Origin of the sequence: Halalkalibacterium halodurans, assembly GCF_005671335.1 — a bacterium.
GTDB classification, from domain to species: Bacteria; Bacillota; Bacilli; order Bacillales; family Bacillaceae_D; genus Halalkalibacterium; species Halalkalibacterium halodurans.
Window position 1 is genome coordinate 3,401,211 of record NZ_CP040441.1, and the last position, 19,848, is coordinate 3,421,058.

General features: G+C 44.5%; 19 protein-coding genes. 5 read left to right on the top strand and 14 right to left on the bottom strand.

The window, feature by feature from the left end:
• Positions 1-73 precede the first annotated feature (73 nt).
• A complete protein-coding gene (gene purU / locus FED51_RS16555) occupies positions 74-952 on the top strand; it encodes a formyltetrahydrofolate deformylase (RefSeq protein WP_041820819.1) in 879 nt (292 codons plus the stop codon).
• Positions 953-1,047: 95 nt separating this feature from the next.
• Here the strand turns inward: purU and FED51_RS16560 are convergent, their stop codons facing one another.
• The 5 genes from FED51_RS16560 to thpR form a co-directional block, all read right to left on the bottom strand.
• A complete protein-coding gene (locus FED51_RS16560; RefSeq protein ID WP_010899407.1) occupies positions 1,048-1,383 on the bottom strand; it encodes a type II toxin-antitoxin system HicB family antitoxin in 336 nt (111 codons plus the stop codon).
• Between the two features lie 72 nt (positions 1,384-1,455).
• Positions 1,456-2,421 (bottom strand): nuclease-related domain-containing protein, encoded by a 966-nt coding sequence (locus FED51_RS16565; RefSeq protein ID WP_053430480.1) that lies wholly within the window; start codon positions 2,419-2,421, stop codon positions 1,456-1,458.
• A 30-nt stretch (positions 2,422-2,451) separates the two neighbouring features.
• Positions 2,452-3,135, bottom strand: coding sequence for an LrgB family protein (locus tag FED51_RS16570; RefSeq protein WP_053430479.1), 684 nt, complete (start codon positions 3,133-3,135; stop codon positions 2,452-2,454).
• Complete coding sequence (locus tag FED51_RS16575) at positions 3,122-3,505, bottom strand: CidA/LrgA family protein (RefSeq protein WP_138090712.1); 384 nt, start codon at positions 3,503-3,505, stop codon at positions 3,122-3,124. The genes FED51_RS16570 and FED51_RS16575 overlap by 14 nt, the downstream gene beginning before the upstream one ends.
• Before the next feature lie 4 nt (positions 3,506-3,509).
• The gene (gene thpR, locus FED51_RS16580; RefSeq protein WP_053430477.1) at positions 3,510-4,070 is read right to left on the bottom strand and encodes an RNA 2',3'-cyclic phosphodiesterase; all 561 of its coding nucleotides are present in this window, start codon (positions 4,068-4,070) and stop codon (positions 3,510-3,512) included.
• 162 nt (positions 4,071-4,232) lie between these two features.
• Here thpR and cysK point away from each other — a divergent pair, with 162 nt between their 5' ends.
• The gene (gene cysK / locus FED51_RS16585; protein WP_010899412.1) at positions 4,233-5,171 is read left to right on the top strand and encodes a cysteine synthase A; all 939 of its coding nucleotides are present in this window, start codon (positions 4,233-4,235) and stop codon (positions 5,169-5,171) included.
• Between the two features lie 235 nt (positions 5,172-5,406).
• Here cysK and pepV read toward each other — a convergent pair whose 3' ends face one another.
• Complete coding sequence (gene pepV / locus FED51_RS16590) at positions 5,407-6,804, bottom strand: dipeptidase PepV (RefSeq protein WP_138090715.1); 1,398 nt, start codon at positions 6,802-6,804, stop codon at positions 5,407-5,409.
• A 283-nt stretch (positions 6,805-7,087) separates the two neighbouring features.
• On the opposite strand from pepV, the gene FED51_RS16595 reads away from it, so the two are divergent.
• Positions 7,088-7,306, top strand: coding sequence for a DeoR family transcriptional regulator (locus FED51_RS16595; RefSeq protein WP_041820822.1), 219 nt, complete (start codon positions 7,088-7,090; stop codon positions 7,304-7,306).
• Positions 7,307-7,404: 98 nt separating this feature from the next.
• Here the strand turns inward: FED51_RS16595 and FED51_RS16600 are convergent, their stop codons facing one another.
• From FED51_RS16600 to FED51_RS16625, 6 genes are all read right to left on the bottom strand, one after another.
• The gene (locus tag FED51_RS16600; protein ID WP_053430476.1) at positions 7,405-8,121 is read right to left on the bottom strand and encodes a pseudouridine synthase; all 717 of its coding nucleotides are present in this window, start codon (positions 8,119-8,121) and stop codon (positions 7,405-7,407) included.
• On the bottom strand, positions 8,108-8,782 hold the full coding sequence (locus FED51_RS16605) for a hypothetical protein (RefSeq protein ID WP_053430475.1): 675 nt from the start codon (positions 8,780-8,782) through the stop codon (positions 8,108-8,110). Before FED51_RS16605 ends, FED51_RS16600 begins: the two co-directional genes overlap by 14 nt.
• A 14-nt stretch (positions 8,783-8,796) precedes the next feature.
• Positions 8,797-9,993 carry a rod shape-determining protein RodA gene (gene rodA, locus FED51_RS16610; protein WP_053430474.1) on the bottom strand — a complete coding sequence of 399 codons (1,197 nt, stop codon included), beginning with the start codon at positions 9,991-9,993 and terminating at the stop codon, positions 8,797-8,799.
• 323 nt (positions 9,994-10,316) lie between these two features.
• The gene (gene ftsW / locus FED51_RS16615; protein WP_053430473.1) at positions 10,317-11,462 is read right to left on the bottom strand and encodes a putative lipid II flippase FtsW; all 1,146 of its coding nucleotides are present in this window, start codon (positions 11,460-11,462) and stop codon (positions 10,317-10,319) included.
• A gap of 112 nt (positions 11,463-11,574) precedes the next feature.
• A complete protein-coding gene (locus FED51_RS16620; RefSeq protein ID WP_053430472.1) occupies positions 11,575-13,194 on the bottom strand; it encodes a putative polysaccharide biosynthesis protein in 1,620 nt (539 codons plus the stop codon).
• Between the two features lie 149 nt (positions 13,195-13,343).
• Entirely contained in the window at positions 13,344-13,835 is a 492-nt protein-coding gene (locus tag FED51_RS16625; protein WP_053430471.1) for a hypothetical protein, read from the bottom strand.
• Between the two features lie 272 nt (positions 13,836-14,107).
• On the opposite strand from FED51_RS16625, the gene FED51_RS16630 reads away from it, so the two are divergent.
• Positions 14,108-15,376 carry a BaiN/RdsA family NAD(P)/FAD-dependent oxidoreductase gene (locus FED51_RS16630; RefSeq protein WP_053430470.1) on the top strand — a complete coding sequence of 423 codons (1,269 nt, stop codon included), beginning with the start codon at positions 14,108-14,110 and terminating at the stop codon, positions 15,374-15,376.
• Between the two features lie 64 nt (positions 15,377-15,440).
• Positions 15,441-15,866, top strand: a complete 426-nt coding sequence (locus FED51_RS16635) for a hypothetical protein (protein WP_053430469.1) — start codon at positions 15,441-15,443, stop codon at positions 15,864-15,866.
• 49 nt (positions 15,867-15,915) lie between these two features.
• On the opposite strand, the gene leuS is transcribed toward FED51_RS16635, so the two are convergent.
• Positions 15,916-18,336 (bottom strand): leucine--tRNA ligase, encoded by a 2,421-nt coding sequence (leuS, locus tag FED51_RS16640; RefSeq protein ID WP_053430468.1) that lies wholly within the window; start codon positions 18,334-18,336, stop codon positions 15,916-15,918.
• A 185-nt stretch (positions 18,337-18,521) separates the two neighbouring features.
• Positions 18,522-19,727, bottom strand: a complete 1,206-nt coding sequence (locus tag FED51_RS16645) for an ISL3 family transposase (protein ID WP_138090718.1) — start codon at positions 19,725-19,727, stop codon at positions 18,522-18,524.
• Positions 19,728-19,848 lie beyond the last annotated feature (121 nt).

Here is a 19,848-nt window from a genome sequence, read left to right on the forward strand (position 1 = left end):
CTTTCGTTCTAGGCTCAACCTCAGTCGTTACCTAGAAAGAATACGTTAGATTGTTTTACAAGTTCATAGGAGGATGTTTTTTATGGAAAGTGTTATGAAAAAGCGTATTCGCCTACTCATTTCTTGTCATGATCAGCCAGGAATTGTTGCGGCGATTTCAACATTTTTAAACCATCACGGTGCCAACATTGTGCAATCCGATCAATATTCTACCGATCCTGAAGGCGGACGTTTTTTTATGAGGGTTGAATTTGATCAAAATAACGATTCGATTACATTTGAAGCGTTAAAAACAGCCTTTACGGATGTTGCTGCCGAATATAAAATGAACTGGCGCATGGAACAAGCATCAAGAAAAAAACGTATGGCGATCTTCGTCTCAAAAGAAGACCACTGCTTACTTGAGCTATTATGGAAATGGCACTCAAATGAGCTCATCTGTGACATTCCACTCGTCATTAGCAACCACGATGAATTACGAGATGTTGTTGAAGGTTATGGAATCCCTTATTATCATATTCCGGTTTCGAAGGAAAGAAAAGCAGAAGCCGAACAAAAACAAATTGAGCTTCTTCATCAATATAATATTGATGTCATCGTTTTGGCGCGCTATATGCAAATCATTTCATCGCATTTTGTCGATACGTTTAAAGATAAAATCATTAATATTCACCATTCATTCTTGCCCGCTTTTATCGGAGCCAATCCATATGCAAAGGCGTTTGAGCGGGGCGTAAAGCTAATAGGAGCCACAGCTCACTTTGTGACAGATGATTTGGACGAGGGGCCAATTATTGAGCAGGATGTTCTTCGTGTCAATCATCGTTACTCCGTTCCCCAATTAAGAGTGGCTGGTCGTAACGTTGAACGTGTGGTGCTGGCCCGTGCGGTCAATTGGTACCTCGAAGATAAAATTATCGTTTATAGCAACAAAACAGTTGTGTTTTCGTGATTAGTCGAGCCTGCCTTTTGCATGCAAAAGGCGGGCTTTTGTCATGGAAGTGGACATCCCTTCTCCGTTACAGAGGTAAAAAAAACGATCCTGCGTTATCCACGGATCGTTTTTTCAGCAAATACACGTAATTCATCATTTATCCAATCAAATTCTTCAATCGACATAGGTGGCTCCAAATAAATGATTTGCGCCCCATCTTCGACTTCTGGTAACGCCCTTTCTCCGTGCTTTCGGACCCAACCACCAAGTGCTTCCGTCAGTCCTTTTTTCGCTTCACGGATCGTGGAACCATAGCTAAGGCAGCCCTCAAGTTCTTCTAGCTCGATCGTATACCCTTGGCTACCAGACCAATCAAAAGGGCGGGAAATTCTCCATGAAAACGCATCAGGTCCTAATCCACCCAAAGGTGTTAAACGAGTGTCGGCCATTCATATCCCCTCAGTTGTTCTCTCATTGTTTTTCTACTATACAGCCTTACCCATTATACTGATTTTCCTGTGCTATTTCAATGGCTCCTCATCGATAAGAATCTCTTCATCTGGCTCTCTAGGAATCGCAACCGTCTGGCAGTGAGCCAGTAGAGCTTCTGCCGCCATGACTTGATTTTTTTTCAATGGGGACGAATGACGCTTTAGCTTCTCCATCCATGAGGCAATCCGGCGTTTATCGATATACTCAACCGAATGGCCTTGGGCTTGAAGGTCAAAAAATCCATCAGTAGCCAGTACGACCTTTTTGACCGGTAGAGTGCTCCCCGCTTTTTTTAGTATGGGACCAACCACACTAGTCGTTCGATTCAAGGTGATGAGAGGACTTAGTCTTTTTTTCTGCTTTTTCTCGATATACTCGAGCCAAAAGCGTTCAGAGCTTACGGAAAATACGCTATTTTTCGTCCCTTCTAGCAACGTAATACAATATACTTCAGTCGGACTTAACAGTACGATATCAAGTTGGATCGGCGCATTTTTAATAAAAAAAACAGGCTTGTACATGAGGAGATAATTGTCCGGAATTTGCGTTACGAACGTTCGAAGCCATTCGTCCCATTTGTATTTTGGATGCATGCGTGATTCTTCAAGTAAAGAGGTGCTAGCCCAGCGCAATTGGGAATGAAATGTTTCCTCCAAAAATTGCTGCTTCAATGCTTCGAGAGTAGCTGGAAATGAAGGGAGTTGCTTCTCTTCTTCATCCAAGTCCTCCTCAAGCAGTTCCGCCTCTTTCGTATACATTTTTCGCTTCATTTTTTGAAACAGTTGGACAAACTTATTCGGTTCCGTTGCGAACCAGTCAGTATCCTCGTCATCTAGCTCGTCGTTCGGTTCACTTTCTACGAGCTGACGATGTCTCCACTCATTTTCTAGGTAGTACCATTTTTCGCGCTTTAACCGGGTAAACTGACTCGTATATCGCTTCAAATCATACTCATACCGAGATGCGTATTCATCTAGTTTGATTAGCTGAGCCACCAGCCCACCTCCACTCTGGTTACGAATTTTTCAGTTTGCTAGCAGTATTTGAAGTAACGGGAGTAAGCCTGCTACTAGCATGGCACTTATACTCATCGCCAACGTGCTAGCGGCTCCTTCTTGAGGGTGATCTTCCATTGCTTTCGCTGTGCCAATGGCATGTGAGGCTGTGCCAATGGACACCCCTTTTGCTATATGATGATGAATTCCACTGATCTTTGAGAGAACGGTACATAAAACCGCACCACCAATCCCTGCTACCATTACAAATAGGGCAGCAATTGGCGGAATGCCACCTAAGGATTGAGCCACTTCCATCGCAACAGGAGTCGTAATCGACTTTGGGGCAACGGAAGCAATCAGTTGCTCGTCAAAGCCAAGCAGTTTGGCCATTAGAACCCCCGAGCCAACGCCAACGATAGCACCGATGAAAATCCCAATCGTAATCGGGACAAAATACGATTTTAAGCGTTTGAACTGTTTGTATAACGGGAAAGCTAAGGCAACGACAGCTGGACCTAGTAAATGTTCAATCCATTTCGCACTACTGTAATACGTTTTATACGAAATATCGGTCAAAAGTAATAACGCAATGATGCATCCCGTCGCTACTAATATCGGCAATGTCAACGGGTTGTTTACTTTTTTGTGTAACTTCACGGTAAGAAAATAAATAATCACGGTAACAATGATTCCAAAACTAGAGGTGATCATGTTTATCGATCCCCTTTGTCTTCCATACAATGAGCCATTGTGTTATCCAACCGGATATGATAAAAACAAGAATCGTGCTCACAAATGCGATGATAAGTAGCCAAAATCCGCTTCCATGGAACATGTGCCAGTATTCCACAATCCCTACCGTTACTGGAAGAAACAGCATCGGCATCAAGAGCAACAGTTGCATGCTCCCTTGCTCGATCCACTTTGGAGAAATCGCCTTAATGGCTAAGGCGATAAGAAGTAAAACCATCCCGATTATGCTCCCTGGAACGATCAGTTCAAAGGATTTCTGAATCCATGAGCCAACAAGATAAAAGCCATAAAGTATTCCTACTTGAAGTAGGATGTGTACCAACCTCATCTGCTCATTGCCCCCTTAATGGAAAGCTCTCGATGATTTCATACGAAGGGGTTTTTCCTATGTGGGAGCGATAGAGGTGAAAAGATGTCACATGAAGCAGACGAGCAGGTGGTTGAGACACCTCGCTTGCTACTTCTTTAAAGCTTCCCTTACCTATCCACTTTTTCGCCAGCGTTACATGGGGGCGATATGGGCGCCGCTCTACCGAAATTTCTTCCTGCTGACAGCACGTTTTGACCGACTGCTGGAAGGCAGACAGCTCAGCCGAATCACGCACCCCCGCCCAAAAAATTCTAGGTCTCTCCTCTTGACCAAACGTCGAAAGACCTTCGAGCTGAATCGGGAACGAAGTAATATGTTCACCAAGCTTTTGGCAAGCAGTGACAAGGCGTTCGAGACGATCATGAGGCTGAGCGCCAAGAAACACGAGTGTAATATGGTAATCTTCAAGGTGAGTCCACTTTTTAAACGGAAGGCTTTGCTTGTGCCTCTGTACAAACGTATCCAATTGTTTCTTTATTTCGTCTGGCAATGAAATCGCTAGAAAATAGTGCGTGTGAGTCATAACATCACCTGTTGTCTACTTAAGATTCATGACTTATTATACCCCTTTCCCATCAAAAAAGGGGCGTTTTGTTTCAACTATTCCTATCCAATCAGTGGGAATAACCGATTCGTCTATGATACACTTAGGAAAGAAAAAGGTGTAAGAAGGAAGGGACACAACATGAAGATCGTAAATAATATTGCCGAGCTCATCGGTGACACACCTTTGGTTCGGCTTAATCGCTTGCCAAACCCAAAGGGAGCTGCCGTTTATTTGAAAATGGAGATGTTTAACCCAAGTGGGAGCGTAAAAGATCGAGCAGCCTATCAAATGATTGTTCAAGCGGAAAAGGACGGCTATCTTAAGCCAGGTTCCACGATCATTGAACCGACAAGTGGAAACACAGGCATTGGTCTTGCAATGAATGCTGCGGCGAGAGGCTATCGGGCCATTCTTACCATGCCTGATACAATGTCAGAGGAGCGGATCAACCTATTAAAGGCCTACGGGGCAGAGGTTGTACTGACCGAAGGAGAAAAGAAAATGCCGGGGGCTATCGAAAAAGCCCATGAATTAGTAAGAGAAATCCCGAATAGTTTTATGCCGATGCAATTTGAGAATTCGGCAAACCCTGATGCTCACCGTTTCACGACCGCTGTGGAAATCAAGAAAGCCCTTGATTCCATCGGTAAAAAGTTAAGCGCCTTTGTTGCCGCCTCTGGTACGGGTGGTACGATTACGGGAACAGGAGAAGAGTTGAAAAAGTTTTATCCAAACGTAGAGATCCATGTCGTTGAGCCGTTCGGATCCCCCGTTCTCTCAGGAGGAAAGCCAGGTCCACATAAACTAGTTGGGACGAGCCCCGGATTTGTACCTCCGATTTTAAACCAAGACGTTTATGATGTGATTGATAAAATCAAGGATGAAGATGCATATGAAGCTGCGCGAAATCTTGCTCGCCTGGAAGGAATCTTAGTCGGTCCTTCATCAGGTGCGGCTTGCTATGCGGCGATGAAGGTGGCCGAGCGCTTAGCTCCAGATGAGGTCGTTGTCTGTATCGCGTGTGATACTGGGGAACGTTATTTATCTACCGACCTGTTTGATTTTGAAAGTCAATAAAGACAGGAGATATAGGCACAGTTGCCCTTGTCTCCTCGATTCGCTCGCCAGTTGGCGAGTTTTTATTTTGTATAACCGGTCCTTAGACTTTCACTTTAAGACGGCGACTTTGTGGGGAACTGCGAACCAAAGCCATTACGCCCTCGGGTACGTCTATGTGACCTACAGCGTGCCCGCTTAGGCTAACTTCCTGTGACGATGAAAGAAGAAAATCCCCGTTGAATGAAGTTTCACATTATTGACTTGCCAATTCATAGATCGCTTCAGCATATAAAGCCGTCGCCCGTAGCAATTGATCGATGCTGATTGATTCATCTTTTTGATGGGCCGTATCTTCCTCGCCTGGAAATAGTGGTCCAAATGCGACACCCGTTTTTAATGCGCGCGCATACGTCCCGCCTCCAATGGCCAATAATGTCGCTTCTTCTCCCGTTTGTCGCTTATAGACAGTCTGCAATGTTCGAATCAATGGGTGATCCTTCTCCACATAGCTAGGCTTCAGATGGTTCATGATCCTATGGTTATGGGCTTGTAATCCAGCCAAAAAAGTCTCGACATCCACTGTTACCGGATAGCGTATGTTCACGCCGATCGTCCCTGTTTCCCCATATGTATAGGCGAATCTACCCGCATTCATCGTGAGCGGGCCGGAAACGTCATCAGAACAAGCGATGGACAGGCCGGCGCCGTTCGTCTCCCTTAGATGTTCGCTAATAAACTGAATAAACGGATCGGATAATCCATTCACGTGATGTAGAAATTGGGCGAGCTTTACGGCTGCGTTAATCCCTTTCTCAGGTGTGGAGCCATGAGCTGACTTTCCTTCTAAAGTTAGCATAAGCAATCCATTCTCAGCTTTCGTCTTTCCCTCTAATTGATGTTCCTCTATAAAATGATCGAAGCTCGCCTTGATCGCTTCTGTCGATTCATGTGAGCAGATGAGCGAAGCAATCGCTCGATCCGGTACCATATTTAGCCGCTCTCCTGCATAAAATGTTTGCAAGCGAACCGGATGCTCACTCGTATCATGGAAGGGGATCGAGACTTCGACATCGAGAACCCCTTTTTCTGCAACGATAATCGGAAAATCAGCATCTGGGACAATCCCTACTGTTGGCATTTCTTCATGACGAAAATAAAAATCGACACACTCCCAATTCCGTTCTTCGTCAGTGCCGATGATTAAACGAACACGGCGCTTGATCGATAAATTCAGCTCATGGATGATCCGCATCGCAAAAAAAGCGGCAATCGTCGGACCTTTATCGTCAAGAGCGCCTCTTGCCACGATTCGATCATTTTGAATCTCCGCCGCAAAAGGAGGTGACGACCACCCTTCTCCCGGAGGAACGACGTCAATGTGACAAAGAATCCCAACCGATTCTTCACCTTGTCCCATTTCGATGTAACCTGCATAGCCTTCAAGATTTTTCACAGAAAAGTTTGCCTTTTTACCTAAGTTTAATAAATGTAACAAAGCTGCCTCAATTTTTGTCCCAAATGGAGCTCCAGCTTTTCTCGTTTTTTCGTCATAAACGCTGTCATATTGCAAAAATTCGCGCAGTTCATAAACAATCTCATCACGCCTATTTTTCACTTCTTTCAGCCAATTAATTTCCATTTTATCACTCATTTCTCTTTCTTTTCTCTTGACAAAACGTTTCGATGCTTTGCGTATTTCTTTGAATTATTGTACAATGGTACTACATAGGGTTTTTAATGAAGTATGCCGATGTAGACAAAACCACATGGACACATTGAATATCCGCTATACACTCTTATGTTCACACAACAGTTGCCTAGGTTATTCATTTCAATGACCGCCATGGCATCTCTAAACCCTACATATGGTATGTCATTGTCATTCGACAATGAATGAACCATAGGACATTCACATATGTATAAGGAGTGGTTTTTTGAAAGCTTCAACTGATCGTATGTTGACTCGGATCAAGTCCATCTATTTGTACATTCACCAAAGGGGGACCGTCACGACGAATGAATTAGTTGAAGAATTTGGCATCACCCAACGAACGATTCAGCGAGACTTAAATGTACTAGAGTATAATGACTTGGTGGAAAGTCCTTCTCGAGGAAAGTGGACAACAACGAATAAAAAAATCAGAGTTTCTTAAATGATAAACGAACGTTTTCAAAAGACGGAGCCATGAGATGAGGCATCGTCTTTTTATTGGTTTTTGAAAACGCTTAATATCGATACCCCACTCCTCCTTTATTCATTTTTCTCCAACAAGAGAGCAATCTCCTCCTTTGTCAATTCACGGTACTCGCCTCGGGCAAGCTCAGGATCTAAAAGGAGGTTTCCGATCTTTATCCGTTCCAACTCGAGTACCCGCTTGCCGACGGCTTGAAACATCCGCTTCACTTGGTGAAACTTCCCTTCCGTCAGAATGAGTTCAATGTGAGACCGAGCCCCAGCCTCTAAAATGTGAAGGGTCGCCGATTTTGTCACATAGCCATCGCCTAACACTACCCCGTGCGAAAAAGCCCCCACATCTTCTTCTGTCACGTGTCCCTCCACAAGCGCTCGATACGTTTTCGGCACATGGTGCTTTGGTGACATGAGCCAGTGGTTGAATTTCCCGTCATTTGTAATGAGTAGCAACCCGACCGTATCTTTATCTAATCGGCCAACTGGAGATGGTTCATAATGACGCTCTTCTTCTCCTAGCAAGTCAATGACGGTTTCGTGTTCCAGATCTTCCGTCGCACATATGACCCCTTTAGGCTTGTTCATCATTAAGTATACATACGGTTTGTACTCTACTTCCTCTCCATATACGGTAATGCTCTCGGATTCTGGTTCCACATGGGTGGAAGGGTCTTTAATCGGCTGTCCTTGCACGCGCACAGCCCCTGTTTTCAACAGCTTTTTTACGTCTTTTCTTGAGCCGAACCCCATATTCGCTAGTAACTTATCGATTCTCATCGTCTGACTCCTTTTGTTTCATCGTGTTCTTAGCAAAATCCCCTAAATCATCGTTTACATACGCTTTAATGACTCCACGGACCGTTTGCTCTAAAATATGGTCATGCCAATCCGCCGGAATTTGTTGCTTCTGCAATTGTTGCCGAAAAGAAGCAATCCACACCAACGTCTCCTTCGTGGCAAGAGTATTGGCGCGAAGGACGTCCTTTTCATCCCCTACTGTGATCGTGACTTTTTCATTAAACCAGAGCTTGAGCGTTGGCTCCTCTTTCTCAACAACGATCAAGGCATGTTCATCCTCAATCATTTGCCGTGCATGACCAACGACCTTACATAGAATGATCGTTCCTGTCGGTATGATAGAGCGAGCCTCCTTTTTCAAAAGCGCGGTCGCTAAACAATAAAAGCGTGTGTTGGACGAAAAACAGCCTCCATATTGAGCAAAAAACGCTTCATATGCTCCCTTCGGCAAACAGACAAATACATCTGTTGCTTGTGGGAAAGCTTCTGGCGTCACCGTATGTATCCATGAATACCGATCGACCAATTCCTTTGCAGTTTGGTCGTTTCGACTATATAGTCCAACTGTTCTCACTTCCCGTGGCTTTAAAAAAGAAACAAGAGCGGCCGTCAGCCGCCCTGATCCAAGAAAGAGAATCATAGGCTCTCCTCCAGTTATGCTTGTTGCTCTGCCTGAAACATGTAATTTTTCGTTCTCATCCCTACATTTAATACAATTCCGATTGCAATCATGTTTGTGACCAATGCTGTTCCTCCGTAACTAATAAACGGCAATGCTAATCCAGTGACCGGAAACAATCCGACGGTCATCCCGATGTTTTGAACCACTTGGAACACTAACAAGCCGATAATCCCTGATACTAAATAAGTACCAAACAAGTTGTTGCACGTTAAAGCAATAATGACCATTCGGTAAAACATGAGGAAAAAGACGACGAGTAAGACCGTTGCACCGAGAAACCCGAACTCCTCTCCGATGACCGCAAAAATAAAGTCAGTGTGCAATTCTGGAACGGCTGCGCTTTGCGCTTGAACACTATTCATAAAGCCTGAACCGAACAGCTGCCCCGCTCCGATACCGAGAATCGCTTGAGTCGTTTGATATGCAAAGGACCCCGCGTATTCGTCCGGGTTGAGCCAGCCATAAATCCGATCCAACTGATGGGCTTTTATAAGGTTCGATGAGAAAAACTCGTAATGGAAATTGTGTAAATAGACAAGCGTCACAATTCCTCCAACAACGGCTAATAAGCATAAAAAGATTAGCCGCCATGAAATACCAGCAACGAGAATCATCGTTGCGATGACGCTGCCGATGACTAAGGCTGTTCCTAAATCGGGCTGCTTTAAAATCAAAAGAAACGGCGGCATGCCGACAGCTAGGATTTTCCCGAGTAACACTAAGTCACCTTTTAGACTTTTATCTGTTCGATTGGTGGTCAGTAGATAGAGCATATGGGCTAAAGCAATAATTAGAAAGAACTTCATAAATTCCGATGGCTGGAAGGCTGGTCCTACCCCGAATAGTTTCATCCATCGCTGTGAACCATTTTGAACAATTCCGTTAAACTCCACATAAATTAACAGCAACAGGCCGATAACATAAAAAGGAATCGAGAAATTCTTCAGAAGTTCGTAATCAAACGTCATGATGGCAACCATGACAATGAATCCGATGACATAATATACTATTTGTTTTTTTAAAAAGAAGTCTCGACCCATCTCTTCGTAATCGACATATTGCTCTGTTGTCCCGCTATATATCGCTAAAAAGCTAATACACATCAACAAAAAAACTAAAAAGATTAGCGTATAGTCGATTTGCTGAAATGGTGTTTTCTGTTGGTTCATTGGACCTGTTCCTTTCAAACGTAAACTAAACGCACTTCATTATTATAGCAGAAACATCCTAGCACAAATATGGGAAAGTAAGGGATCTAGTAACTACAGCCCCTTATATAAACAGAGAAAAGTCCTCCAACTATACCTGTGAACAATAATTCTATTTTAGCGCACTTTCCGCGGTGTTTCATCTGTTTTCCTTGATGGAATGTGACTTGTTTTTGAAAGCGAGACGCTCATATGACGGTTAAAACTTGTTACAGAGGGTAAAGTACATAAAAGTGTAAAAGAGCATTCCCTGTCGGTGAATGCTCTAACCTGTATCTTCTCTGTTACGAAGCATGCAACGCTTCCTCTTCCCCTTGTTCTTCTTTCCGGCGCTGGCGAATGTTGTTTCGCGAAATGTTCGCTAAGATGGCGAGCGACATAAGCGTTACAAGTAACGACGAGCCACCATTGCTGACAAGAGGGAGCGGAATCCCGGTAATAGGCAATAATCCAGTGACAGCCCCGATGTTAAACACAACTTGGACGGCCAGCTGAAACACGATACCGAAAGCGAGCAAGCTACCAAAAGGACTTTTGCAGCGAGTGCCGATCACAACGCCTCGAAATAGAATCATAGCGTAGCAGAGGAAAACGAACGCCACACCGAAAAATCCTAGCTCCTCGGCGATAATGGCTAAAATAAAATCCGTATGGGCTTCAGGAAGGTACGCTAGCTTCTGAATGCTTTGGCCAAGCCCCGTTCCTGTTAATCCCCCATTAGCAATCGCTAGGTAAGACTGGATGAGCTGATAGCCTGTCCCAGACTGATCGCTAAAAGGATTGACGAACGCGGTTAACCGAGCTAAACGGTACTGTTCTGACGTCGCATATTGGACAAAGAGCGTCACCCCTACCACACCTAAAGCAATCAAGTGGCGCCATTTCGCTCCTGAAAAAAAGACGATCAGCGCAGTCACAATTAAAATCGATGTAGCGGTACCTAAATCGGGCTGACGCATAATTAGGACGAATACAAGACCAACGACAACTAACGGGGGCATAACCCCTGTAATGAACTTGTTAATGTAGGCTTGTTTTTTAGAATAAACAGCCGCTAGATAAACAATGATCCCTAGTTTTACAAATTCGGACGGCTGCAACGTAAACGGACCAATGATGAGCCACCGTTGTGCTCCGTTTCCTTCAACCCCGAAATAGATGACAAGCACTAATAAAGCGAACGAGACGATGAGAATCGGAATCATGAGCTTTTTATAGAAGCGGTAAGGAAAATGCATTAAGAATAAAAACGCTACTGTCCCTATTCCTAACCACATCGATTGTCGTTTAAGAAAGTAATAAAAATCACCGTACTCTCTCAATGCGAGCGCATAGCTTGCACTGAAGATCATCACTAAGCCAAAGGCAGCAAGAAGAAACGTGGTGATAATTAACACCCAATCATTATCTTTTGTAAAAGAATATTTCATTGCCGCCTCCCATCTGCAAACACGTCCTTACTTGATGTTTATACTTGATGCTTGTTCTATTATAGCAAACGCTGTTTGGGAGAAAAAGAGACTTTGGCAATCCTTTCTACTTCTACCCTTGACTTTTTCCTTTTCGTTTTAAAATAGAGAATCGCTCGCCTAATACACGTCCTGCCAAGTTGGATCGGTACGATAGATAGAGGTAAACGGCCGCACCGACTGTTACTCCAACAAACGTCAGAATGAAATAATCTCCGCGCGACGTAGCGTTAATCACATAGGATAGCAAGTGGGTCACGATATAAACCGCCCCGCCCATAATCAAAGCAAAGACCGTAATAAGTAACGTCCGTTTCGCTACAAGCCGGAAATCAAACTGTCCATATTTAGCGATTGCCCATATGTTGATTCCAATCGCAACGACATTCCCTAAATATGAGGAAAAGATTACCCCATTTGGCCCGAACCAATGCAAAAACGGAACGTTCGTCACAAGCTTAATCAACAACCCGACTATAAGGGCAATTACAGCCATCCGTTGGCGGTTAATTCCTTGTAATAAGGCTGCTGAAACGGCAAATAGCGAAAAACAAAGGGTGATCGGTCCGTAATAGCGCATGACATTTCCGCCAAGTTCCAGATTTTCAAAGTAGAGCGCCCCGTAAATAGGGTAAGCAAGAACCGCCATCCCAACCGCAGCCGGAATTGCGATAAACAAAATAATTTGAAACGTTTGTGTCGTTTGCTGTTGGAGTTTTTTCATGTCTCCATCTGTAAACGAGCGAGTAATCGTTGGAATAAGCGTTACTGATAAAGCTGTAGCCAACGCCATAGGGATAAGTACCACTTTATGAACCGCTTGGGTTAATACCCCAATAAAGTCAGTCGATATCGACTCGAATTCTGTTCCAATCAACGCACCTTTAATCGTGTACGTATCAACAAATTGAAACAGAGGAATCGCCAAGCCGACAAATGACAAGGGCAATGCGTAAAGAATAAGCTCCTTATACATATCCTTCAACGTTAAATTGTGACGCACGGTGCTATTCTCGACCTGCTCCAAGATGCCTTTACGCCGTTTAAACCAATAGTACGCGAGAACGGCAAGTCCTCCGAGAGCACCGACAAAGGCCGCAAAGGTGGCAAAGCCAACAGCGGTTGCCATATCACCGTTCAGTACATTTAAGACCGTAAACGCGGCTCCGAGAATAAAAACGATCCGCACAATCTGTTCAACAACCTGAGAGACAGCGGTTGGCCCCATCGATTGATAGCCTTGAAAATAGCCACGGATGATCGACATCGCCGGAACGACGATTAAGGCAACACTCACCATCCGAATTGAAAGGACGACCTCTGCTTGTGTCAAATCTTCCTCCCCAGGATTCATGACATTCGCTAAGAACGGTGCGGCAAAAAACAAGACGAGAAACGATAACGTACCTGTGATCGTCATTAAGACGACGCCCGATCTAAACAGGCGATATCCCGTTTCATAATCGCCCAAGGACTGATATTTAGCGACAAACTTTGAGACAGCAAGAGGGACACCCATTGTCGATAAACTCAGCAAGATAACGTATTGAATATAACCGAACTGATAAAGGGCGATCCCCGTCGTTCCTACCAATGCAGTAAATGGAATGACATAGATAAACCCTAAGATTTTCGAGATGAGCGTCGCGGCTGTTAACACCATCGTCCCGCGCACTAACTTGGAATTCCCCATTTCTGCCTCCTGTATCGATCAAAACAAATTTTTCACTTCTTGCATTGTAGCACAACTCTTTTTCGAGGAAAAAAGAGAACCTTTTTTGCTGTAGTTCAACTATTCCATTAAGAAATCCCCTACCATAATGGCAAGGGAACAAACACGGTTTATCTTTTTAGAAAAAACTCTCGTCTTAAGCGAGTCGGCTTGAGCAATTTGAATTGGACCAACCGTTTTATGTCTTGAGCCTTCGTGTAAGACAAACGGATATAGTACAAATTGATATACTCGACTAAGGAAAAAAGAGAATAAAATGTGACCGCAATGACATGAATGGTTGATAGCTTGTCATTTCCACTAATCAAATAAATGCCGTATGCTAAGAAAAGCAATCCGTTGACCAATCTGAATAGTTTAAAGATGGTCTGATTGAACGTATAATCCAACGGTCGTTTAGCGATTTTTTTCGAGTAATAATACCAAAAATAACATCCTTGCAACAAAATAAAAATGAGCAGCGCATACGGGAAAAACGTAACGACGCTTAATTCCATCTCCCAATAACGATAAAGCGCATAAAACGTAAGCGAAAACATCAGACTAGCTAGGAGATGTCCTCTTACTAATCCACGAATGGTGGCGTTTAGTTCTTTTTTCAAAAAATCCCCTTCTTATGACCAGCAAAATGTAAATATTTCACACCTTCAGCTTACCATAGCGATCTTTCGTTGAAAATAAGCATTTTTCAGCAAATCTTGTTCTCTTTTTAAATGACGCTACCTGTGTATGAAAAGATAATAGTCGAGAAAACCGACAAGTGATATGATAATAGACGATTCTTGCTAAGTGAACGTCGTTCCCAATCAGGTCTATTGACCTTAGGTAAAAAGAATCAAATGGAACTATACATAGATCATAAAGGGTGAATCTCATGCATGAAGTGATTGTGATTGGTGGAGGGCCTGCTGGACTAATGGCTTCTGTTTCCGCAGCGGAGCACGGTGCTCGCGTGCTTCTTCTCGACAAAGGTGATAAACTCGGGCGAAAACTAGCCATCTCAGGAGGAGGTCGCTGTAACGTAACGAATCGGATGCCTCTCGATGAATTAATTGCTCACATCCCAGGCAATGGTCGGTTTATGTACAGCCCGTTTTCTGTATTTAACAATGAAGACATTATCCGTTTTTTTGAACGATTAGGAATTGCACTCAAGGAAGAGGACCGAGGACGAATGTTTCCGGTGAGTGACAAGGCGACCACCGTTGTACAAACATTGTTGAAACGAATCAACGACCTAGGCGTGACGGTTCGAACCAATACAGCGGTTGCTTCCCTTGAATATGACGATGGTCGAATCGCTATGGTTCAGCTTAAAAACGGTGAACGACTTAAAACGAAAACAGTGATTGTAGCGACTGGAGGTCAATCGGTTCCTCATACAGGAAGTACGGGAGATGCCTATCCGTGGGCAAAGGCTGCAGGACATACGATTACCGAGCTGTATCCGACAGAGGTTCCGATCACGTCTGCTGAACCTTTTATTCAAGAAAAGAAACTCCAAGGACTATCGTTACGAGACATTGAGCTCTCTGTTTATGCACCAAATGGAAAACAGATCAAGACCCATGACGGCGATATGATTTTCACCCATTTTGGTCTATCTGGTCCTGCGGCTCTAAGGTGCAGTCAATATGTCGTCAAAGCTTTAAAAAAATATAAACAGCCGACCATTGAAATGAGAATTGATTTACGTCCAACCATCCCAGCAGAAGCTCTTTTCCAAGAAACGATTCAAAACATAAAAGCCGAGCCAAAAAAAGCTTTAAAAACAGTATTAAGAGGAATCGCCCCGGAACGATTCCTCCAGTACGTATATGAGCGCCTTCGCATTGATTCTAATTTGCCTTGCGCAAGTGTGCGCCATGAGGTGATCCGTGAGATCGTGCAACAACTAAAAAGCTTTTCCTTTCACGTGAACGGCACTCTTTCCATCGAGAAAGCGTTCGTCACAGGTGGGGGTGTATCGGTCAAAGAAATTGAACCAAAAACGATGCACTCAAAGAAAAAAGCGGGGCTATTTTTTTGTGGAGAAGTTTTAGATATTCACGGATATACAGGCGGATACAATATTACGTGTGCCTTCTCAACCGGCTATACAGCGGGAAAAGGAGCCGCGGAGTATGTTCATCATAAGTCTTGAACTATGTGACGGTGTGAAACGGATCGAGCCGCTGATACGTAAAAAGAGATGGAGGTGATGGCTTTTGCTGCATTTTCAGAAGCTGTTCAACCATGTTCTCTGGATGACAAAAGGGAATCTACATTTGATTACTTTAGAGAATATTGAACGGAAAATGGTGGAGTATGGTTTTGACCGTGGCTTGAGACAGAAGGTGATTTCCGCTTTTGAAAAAAGGCTCACCACGTACGGAGAAATCGATTTCCAACTTTGGTTCTCTCGTTTGCACTACTCTACCCCAGAGGAATTTCAACATGAGCAAGTAGCGATTTCCCTCTATAAAACATATCAGCCTTGGTTCGATGCTGAAGTAAAGAAACTAGAGCAGGAAACGGATTTATCATGGGTGGAGCAGACAGAAGATCTTGTTGGATTACAGGATGAGGCGCGAAAGGCCCAATTGGTTTTACGACATCGCCTTTCAGAAATTCAATTAGACTTGACCTCATAAAAGCAAAAGCGCACGAATGCTGTTCAATCACAACATTCGTGCGTTTCGTTTAGTTAGCGACAATATTGACAAGCTTACCTGGAACAACGATCACTTTTCGTACGGTCTTTCCGTCGATCGATTCTTTCACCCGTTCGTTGGCAAGTGCCGCCTCTTCCATCTGCTCTTTCGTCGCATCTTTTGCCACAACAACTTTGGCTCGGACTTTTCCGTTATGCTGAACGACGATTTCCACCTCATCTTCCACTAGAAAGGCTTCGTCGTACGTTGGCCACGGTTCATAGGCGATTGTTCCCTCATGACCGAGCTTGCTCCAAAGCTCTTCGGCAAGATGTGGTGCAACAGGGGATAATAGCTTCACGAATCCTTCCGCCTGATCTTGCGGAAGCTCTTCTTGCTTGTATGCTTCATTCACATACACCATCAACTGAGAGATTCCTACATTAAACCGTAGCTCTTCAAAGTCTTCCGTCACCTTTTTCACCGTTTGATGATAGACGCGCTTAAGCTCTGGAGAGCCTTCTCCGTTTACAATTTTGCTGCTTTTGTCTTCCGTATTTTCGTCTACAAGCAAACGCCATACACGATCAAGGAAACGACGCGCTCCATCTAATCCAGTTGTCGACCATGCAATCGAAGCATCGAGCGGTCCCATGAACATTTCATATAAGCGAAGCGTATCGGCTCCGTGACTGTCTATAATATCATCAGGGTTGACGACATTTCCCTTTGATTTACTCATTTTTTCATTGTTTTCACCAAGGATCATTCCTTGGTTGTAAAGCTTTTGGAACGGCTCCTTCGTCGGTACGACCCCTAGATCGTACAACACTTTATGCCAGAACCGGGCATATAACAAGTGAAGCACTGCGTGTTCAGCACCACCGATATAAATATCGACAGGAAGCCATTTTTTCAGCTTTTCAGGGTCGGCGATCATCCGCTCATTATCAGGGTCGATGTAACGAAGGTAATACCAGCAGCTTCCAGCCCATTGCGGCATCGTGTTCGTTTCACGGCGACCTTTTTTCCCTGTGACCGGGTCCACCACTTCAAGCCAATCCGTTGCGTTCGCGAGTGGTGATTCACCTGTCCCAGAAGGTTTGATTTCCGACATTTTCGGAAGTTCTAGTGGTAGCTCATCTTCAGGAACAGTGGACATTGTTCCGTCTTCCCAATGAATCACTGGGATCGGCTCTCCCCAATAACGCTGCCGACTGAACAGCCAGTCACGTAAACGGTATGTGACTTTCTTCGTTCCTTTTTTCTCAGCTTCAAGCCACTGAATCATTTTCTCAATCGCCTCTTCTTTGCTGAGACCGTTCAAAAATTCAGAGTTCACATGAGGACCGTCCCCTGTATAAGCCTCCTGTTCTATGACGCCGCCTGATACTACTTCCTTGATAGGCAAATCAAATGTTTTTGCAAACTCATAGTCCCGTTCGTCGTGAGCCGGAACAGCCATAATTGCACCAGTCCCGTAGCTAACGAGAACGTAGTCAGCGATCCAAATTGGCACCTTCTCGCCATTCACCGGATTGATAGCGTACGCACCAGTAAAAACTCCGGTTTTTTCCTTCGCCAGCTCTGTCCGTTCCAAGTCGCTCTTTGTTGCGACTTCTTTCTTATACGATTCGACCGCTTGTTTTTGCTCGCTAGTTGTAATCGCATCCACGAGCTTATGCTCAGGTGCTAACACCATATAAGTGGCGCCAAACAACGTATCTGGACGAGTCGTAAAGACAGTAATCGTATCATCATGCCCGTCGACCGAAAACGTCACTTCTGCTCCTTCCGAACGACCGATCCAATTGCGCTGCATATCTTTAATGCTTTCTGGCCAATCGAGCTCTTCTAAATCCTCCAGTAAGCGATCAGCATACTCGGTGATTTTCAGCATCCATTGCTTCATCGGACGACGCTCAACTGGGTGTCCACCACGCTCACTCTTGCCATCAATGACCTCTTCATTCGCTAATACGGTTCCAAGGGCTGGGCACCAATTTACTGCCACTTCGTCGATGTACGCTAGTCCTTTGTTGTAAAGCTGAATGAAAATCCATTGAGTCCATTTATAGTAATCAGGATCTGTTGTATTCACTTCCCGATCCCAATCATACGAAAAACCGAGGGATTTTATTTGTCTGCGGAACGTATTAATGTTCTTTTCCGTAAACTCGGCTGGGCTGTTCCCCGTATCAATCGCATATTGCTCAGCTGGAAGGCCAAACGCATCCCACCCCATCGGATGAAGCACATTGTACCCTTGCATTCGTTTCATCCGCGATAAAATATCGGTTGCCGTGTAACCTTCCGGATGACCGACATGAAGTCCCGCGCCTGATGGGTATGGGAACATATCAAGGGCATAAAACTTTTCCCTCGTTTCATCTTCTTCCGTTTTAAACGTTTTGTTCTCTTCCCAATACTTTTGCCATTTCGATTCAATCTCTCGGTGTGAGTATGACATGATCGTTGCGACCTCCTTTTTCTTAACAAACCGATGTCAGTATGTTAGAAAAACTTGGCTTGTCGCCAAGTCTTATAGCGAAAGCCGTTGTTTTTCTTATACTTTAGTCCTTTTTCAAAAGTTAAACTCTCTTAAAAAAGGGTTCTTAGTCAAATGTTGGGGTGGCATAGGAGGGCGAGCCCCTCTTATCCTACCCCGAATGTTTGATGTTTGAATTGATGATGCAAGAGAATACGGTTTCGCAAGCGATCATAACGCCGAAAACCAAAGGCATTTCTCTTAATCACCTTCGTTTGATTATTCAGTCCTTCAATAAAACCATTGTTTAAGCCAAACGCGAGGCTATTCAAGATCTCGGTCTGCCAGTTCTTCAGCGTCTGAATGGCTCGGTGGAACTCCTTTAACGGGCTCGCCTCCACTCTTCGGTAAAAGGCGTAGAGCCCTTGCTTCACCTCGCTCATTCGTCCTTCCCTTCCTTGCATCTTCGCTTCTTGATACCACTGACGAAAATGTTCTTTTAGCTCATACGCTTCCCTTAAATCAGGGGATAGCTCTAAGTACCGCTCCACCTTCTTCTTTTGCTTATCATCCAGTCCTTCTCTCTCTTTCTGAAACAGATGTTTGATCCGTTTACATCGTTTTCGATGATACGGATGGAACGCTTTTTGCACTCGGCGGCGAACCCCTTCCAGAGCCCAGTAGATGTAACGACAGAAATGGAACGGATCCCCAATGATGAGCGGGTGGCCTAAGGCCTTTTGAACAGCCGACTTGAAGGTATAACTGAGATCCATCACGACTGTTTTCACATGATGACCCTTCTCTTGAAGCGTATCGGCTTTACGATCCGGTAAGATATCCAGTGGCTTCCGTGTATCTGCATCCGCAATGATCACTTGATATTTCCCCGCATTCGTATCCCCTTTGTAATCATCAATCGCAATCCGAGGAGGAAGGTGATCCACCTTCTTCACGAGGGGGGCCGCCAATTGATCAAACCGGCGCATGGCAGTTGTCACGGACGTTTGGAATTGATTCGCTGTGTCCGTAAAGTTCTTCCCTTGAATGAGCCGTAAGCGAAACGCTTGATTCCATTCCACTGTCTGACGCTGATATCGCTCTACAAAACAGGCTTTCTCCGCAAACCGCTTCCCGCATCTGCACGCGTACCGGCGCTTTCGATAGAATAGATACACCCACCGTTCAAAGAGCTTGAGATGTTGAACTTTTTGGATGCGGTAATCATGGATTCTCTCGGTTCTCTCCCCGCAGGATGGGCAACGATGAGGCGTTCGCGGCATTTCTACATGGAGCGCGATAAAGTCCTCTCGTTCCTCCATCTTTGTGACCTTCACACCTTTTAATCCGGGCAAATCCATGGTAAAATTCATCGTACACGCAGCTCCTATCCTTTCTTTGTTTCTAGGCAATTCAAGGATAATGGATAAAGGAGCCTGCGTGCATTTTTTTTGCCCTCTTTTGTGCAAAAACCCCAACATTTATTGTAGAGCC